At 71.2% G+C, this 4,499-nt stretch carries 1 protein-coding gene and 1 pseudogene; both read left to right on the top strand.

The features are described from left to right. Positions 1-778, top strand: a 778-nt coding sequence (locus tag ACFY12_RS35555; protein ID WP_390720132.1) for a phosphopantetheine-binding protein, incomplete at its 5' end; no start/stop codon positions are given. A gap of 155 nt (positions 779-933) precedes the next feature. Continuing rightward, positions 934-4,499, top strand: a pseudogene (locus ACFY12_RS35550) (type I polyketide synthase); the annotation flags it as partial.

Raw genomic sequence — 4,499 nt, 5'->3', positions numbered from 1 at the left:
GGGTGCGGTGGAGTTTTTGCGGCGGCGTGGTCTGGGGTTGTTGGCGCCGGGGGTGGCGGTGGCGGCGTTGGGTCGGGCTGTGGGGTGTGGGGATGCGGTGGTGACGGTGGCGGATGTGGACTGGGGGCGGTTTGTGCCTGCGTTCACCTCCTCGCGTACCAGCCCGCTCCTCACCGAACTCCCCGAAGCCCGGGCGGCACTGGACGCACTGCGGCCCGCACCCGCCGACGGGGCACCGGTCACGGACGCCCTCCGCGACCGGCTCGCCGGACTCTCCGCACCCGAGGCGGAGCGCGCCGTTCTCCAGCTCGTACGGACCGAGGCGGCCACCGCACTCGGCCACCGGAGCGTGGACGCGCTGCCCACGGCCCGCACGTTCACCGAGCTCGGCTTCGACTCGCTCACCGCGGTCGAATTCCGCAACCGGCTCAACGAGGCGACCGGCCTGCGGCTGCCCGCGACGCTGGTCTTCGACCACCCCACCCCGGCCGCGCTCGCCGCCCGGCTGCGTGAGCAGCTGCTTCCCGACGCGGCCGCCGGGGGCGGTGCCGACCCGCAGGAGGCCAGACTCCGTGAGGCGCTGGCATCCGTACCGCTCGCCAAGTTCCGGGACGCCGGCCTGATGAAGGCGCTCCTGGAACTGGCCGGGCTGGACGACCCATCCACCGAGCCGGCGAACGGTGCGGCCGACGGCGCCGAGGAGGAGTCCCTCGACGAGATGGACGCCGAGGCGCTGGTGCGGATGGCTCTCGACGGGCTCGACGACACCGAATCCTGACCCCGACCGCTGACCGCTGACCGCTGACCGCTGAACCTGCCCTCGACCGCAGACCGCAGACCGCAGACCGCAGACCGCAGACCGCCGATCCCTGACCCTTGCCCCCGACCGTAGACCGCCGATCCCTGACCTTGTCCCACTTGTGGAGCTGAGCAATGGCCACGCCCGAGAAGATCGTCGATGCGCTGCGCGCGTCCATGAAAGAAGCCGAGCGGCTCCGGCAACGGAACCGCGAGCTCGTCGCGGCCTCCACGGAACCCATCGCGATCGTGGCCATGTCGTGCCGCTTCCCCGGGGGCGTCAGCTCGCCCGAGGACCTGTGGCGACTCCTGGTCGACGGCCGGGACGCGGTCACCGAGTTCCCCGTCAACCGGGGCTGGGACCTGGCATCGCTTTTCGACGACGACCCCCGGCAGCGCGGTACGACGTACACCCGCGTGGGTGCCTTCCTGCACGAAGCCGACAAGTTCGATGCGGAGTTCTTCGGGATCTCGCCGCGTGAGGCGCTGGCGATGGACCCGCAGCAGCGGCTGCTGCTGGAGACCTCCTGGGAGCTCTTCGAACGGGCCGGGCTGGATGTCTCGGCCCTGCGCGGCGGCGGGGTCGGCGTCTTCGTCGGGTCCAACGGTCAGGATTACCCGACCCTGCTCCACGCGTCGGACGACGATGTGGAGGGCTACCTGGGCATCGGCAACGCGGCGAGCGTGGCCTCCGGCCGACTCTCGTACCACTACGGGTTCGAGGGCCCGTCGGCGACCGTCGACACGGCTTGCTCGTCGTCCCTGGTGGCCTTGCACCTGGCGGTGCAGTCGCTGCGCCAGGGCGAGAGCGAGCTGGCGCTGGCCGGCGGTGTGACAGTGATGACGACCCCGGGCACGTTCGTGGAGTTCAGCCGTCAGCGGGGCCTGGCCTCCGACGGCCGCTGCAAGGCGTTCGCGGAGGCCGCGGACGGCACCGGCTGGGGCGAGGGCGTCGGCCTGCTCCTGCTGGAGCGCCTGTCGGATGCCCGCCGCAACGGCCACCAGGTCCTGGCGGTGATCCGTGGTTCGGCCGTCAACCAGGATGGTGCCAGCAACGGCCTCACCGCTCCCAACGGGCCCTCCCAGCAGCGCGTCATCCGGGCCGCGCTGGAGAGCGCCCGGCTGACGGCGGCCGACGTGGACGCGGTCGAGGCCCATGGCACCGGCACCGCACTGGGTGACCCGATCGAGGCCCAGGCCCTGCTGGCCACCTATGGGCAGGAGAGGGAAGCGGACCGGCCGTTGTGGCTGGGTTCGGTGAAGTCCAACATCGGTCACACGCAGGCCGCCGCCGGTGTCGCGGGTGTGATCAAGATGGTGATGGCGATGCGGGCGGGCGTGCTGCCGCGCACCTTGCATGTGGATGCGCCGTCCTCGCATGTGGACTGGTCGGCGGGGGCGGTGGAGCTGCTGACCCAGGAGCGGGAATGGCCGGAGGCGGACGGCGGGCCCCGGCGGGCCGGTGTCTCGGCATTCGGGGTGAGCGGTACCAATGCGCATGTGATTGTGGAGCAGGCGCCGGAGGTTTCCGGGGCTGCGGACGATGAAGACCGTGCTCCGGCGGCCGGAGTTCTGCCGTGGGTGGTGTCGGCCGCGGGTGCGGGGGCGTTGCGGGAGCAGGCGCGGCGGGTGGTGTCGTGGGTTGCTGGGGGTGGTGTGTCGGCGGTGGATGTGGGTTGGTCGTTGGCGGTGTCGCGGGCGGCGTTGGATCATCGGGTGGTGGTGGTCGGTTCCGGGCGGGATGAGTTGGTGTCCGGGTTGTCGGCGGTGGCTGAGGGTGCGGTGGCTGGTGGTGTGGTTTCGGGGGTTGCCGGGGATGAGGTGCCGCTGGCGGTGTTGTTCACCGGGCAGGGTGCGCAGCGGGTGGGGATGGGGCGGGAGTTGTATGCCCGTTTCCCGGTTTTTGCGGATGCCTTTGATGCGGTGTGTGTGGAGCTTGATGCGCATCTCGAGCGGCCGTTGCGTGAGGTGATCTTCGGGGATGCGGAGGCGTTGGATCGTACGGAGTTCACGCAGCCTGCGCTGTTTGCGGTGGAGGTGGCGTTGTTCCGTCTGGTGGAGTCGTGGGGTGTGCGGCCGGACTTTGTGGTGGGGCATTCGGTGGGTGAGTTGGTGGCGGCTCATGTGGCCGGGGTGTTCGGGTTGGCGGATGCGGCGCGGTTGGTGGCGGCTCGTGGGCGGTTGATGCAGGCGTTGCCGTCTGGTGGGGCGATGGTGTCCCTGGCCGTCTCGGAGGATGAGGTCCGTGCCGAGCTGGAGGGCGTCACGAGTGTGTCGGTCGCGGCGGTCAACGGTCCGCAGTCGGTGGTGGTTTCGGGTGATGAGGCGGCCGTACTGGAGGTTGCCGAGGGGTTCGCGGCTCGTGGTGTGAAGGTCAAGCGTCTCCGCGTCAGTCACGCGTTCCATTCGCCGTTGATGGACGGGATGCTGGAGGACTTCCGTCGTATCGCCTCTGGGCTGGCCTACGAGGTCCCGTCCCTGTCAGTGGTCTCCAATGTCACGGGTGAATTGGCGACGGCGGAGGAGCTGTGCGACCCCGACTACTGGGTTCGTCATGTTCGTGAGGCGGTGCGTTTCGCCGACGGTATCCGTACGCTGGAGCGTGAAGGCGTCGGGGCCTTCCTTGAGTTGGGGCCGGACGGCGTACTGACGGCGATGGCCCGGGACTGCCTGTCGGGCGACTCGGCCGCCGCATTGGTCCCGTCCCTGCGCCGGGACCGTCTCGAGGAGTCGGCGGTGGTGACTGCCCTCGCCCAGCTGCATGTCACCGGCGTGCGGGTCGACTGGTCGCCGTTCTTCCCGGGCGCGCGCCGGGTCGAGCTGCCCACCTACGCCTTCCAGCGCGAGCGCTACTGGCCCCGGGTGCAGAACCGTATCGGCCAGGGTTCCTCCTCCGACGCGGTGGACGCCGACTTCTGGGAAGCCGTGGAGAACGAGGACGTCGAGCGGCTGGCCGCCGGGACCGGGCAGGCCGAGGCCGAAGTCGGACAACTGCTGCCCGCACTGCGGTCATTGAAGTCATGGCGCGGCCGCCGCCGGGCGGAGCTCACCGTCCAGGAGTCGCGCTACGGAATCAGCTGGGCGCCGATCACCGAGGGCGTGGCCGGGACGCCGTCCGGCCGGTGGCTTCTCGTACTGCCCGAGGGGGTGGAGCCAGGCGGCGTCGAGGCGGAGCTCACCGCGCGTGGTGCGGAGGTGCTGCCGCTGTATGTGCGGGCCGATGCCCCGCGCGACGAGGTGGCCGCGCTGCTGGCGGAGGCGGCCGGGGGCCGGGGCTTCGCCCGAGTGGTCTCGCTGCTGACGTGGCACGCCGGGACGGCGGACTTCGCGACGCCGCTGCTCAGGACGGTGGTTCTGGTGCAGGCGCTCGGGGACGCCGGGATCGGCGCCCCGCTGTGGTGTGTGACCCGCGGCGCCGTGGCCACGGCGGCCACCGACGTGGCTCCGGATCCCGTGCAGGCTCAGGTGTGGGGCCTGGGTCGGACCGTCGCGCTGGAGCACCCCGAGCGATGGGGCGGTCTGATCGACCTCCCCGGGTCGTTCGACGGGTCCGGCGAGCCCTCCCGGCCGCTGTGGGACGGCCTGGTGGGGGTACTGGCCCGCGACGGTGTGGTGGAGGATCAGGTGGCGGTGCGTGGGTCTGGGGTGTTTGGGCGGCGTTTGGTGCGTGCGTCGTTGGAGGGTGTGCGGGGGGAGGGGGT

The organism is Streptomyces sp. NPDC001339 (assembly GCF_042895955.1).
GTDB lineage: Bacteria > Actinomycetota > Actinomycetes > Streptomycetales > Streptomycetaceae > Streptomyces.
This window is presented reverse-complemented; position numbering and strand designations above follow the sequence as displayed.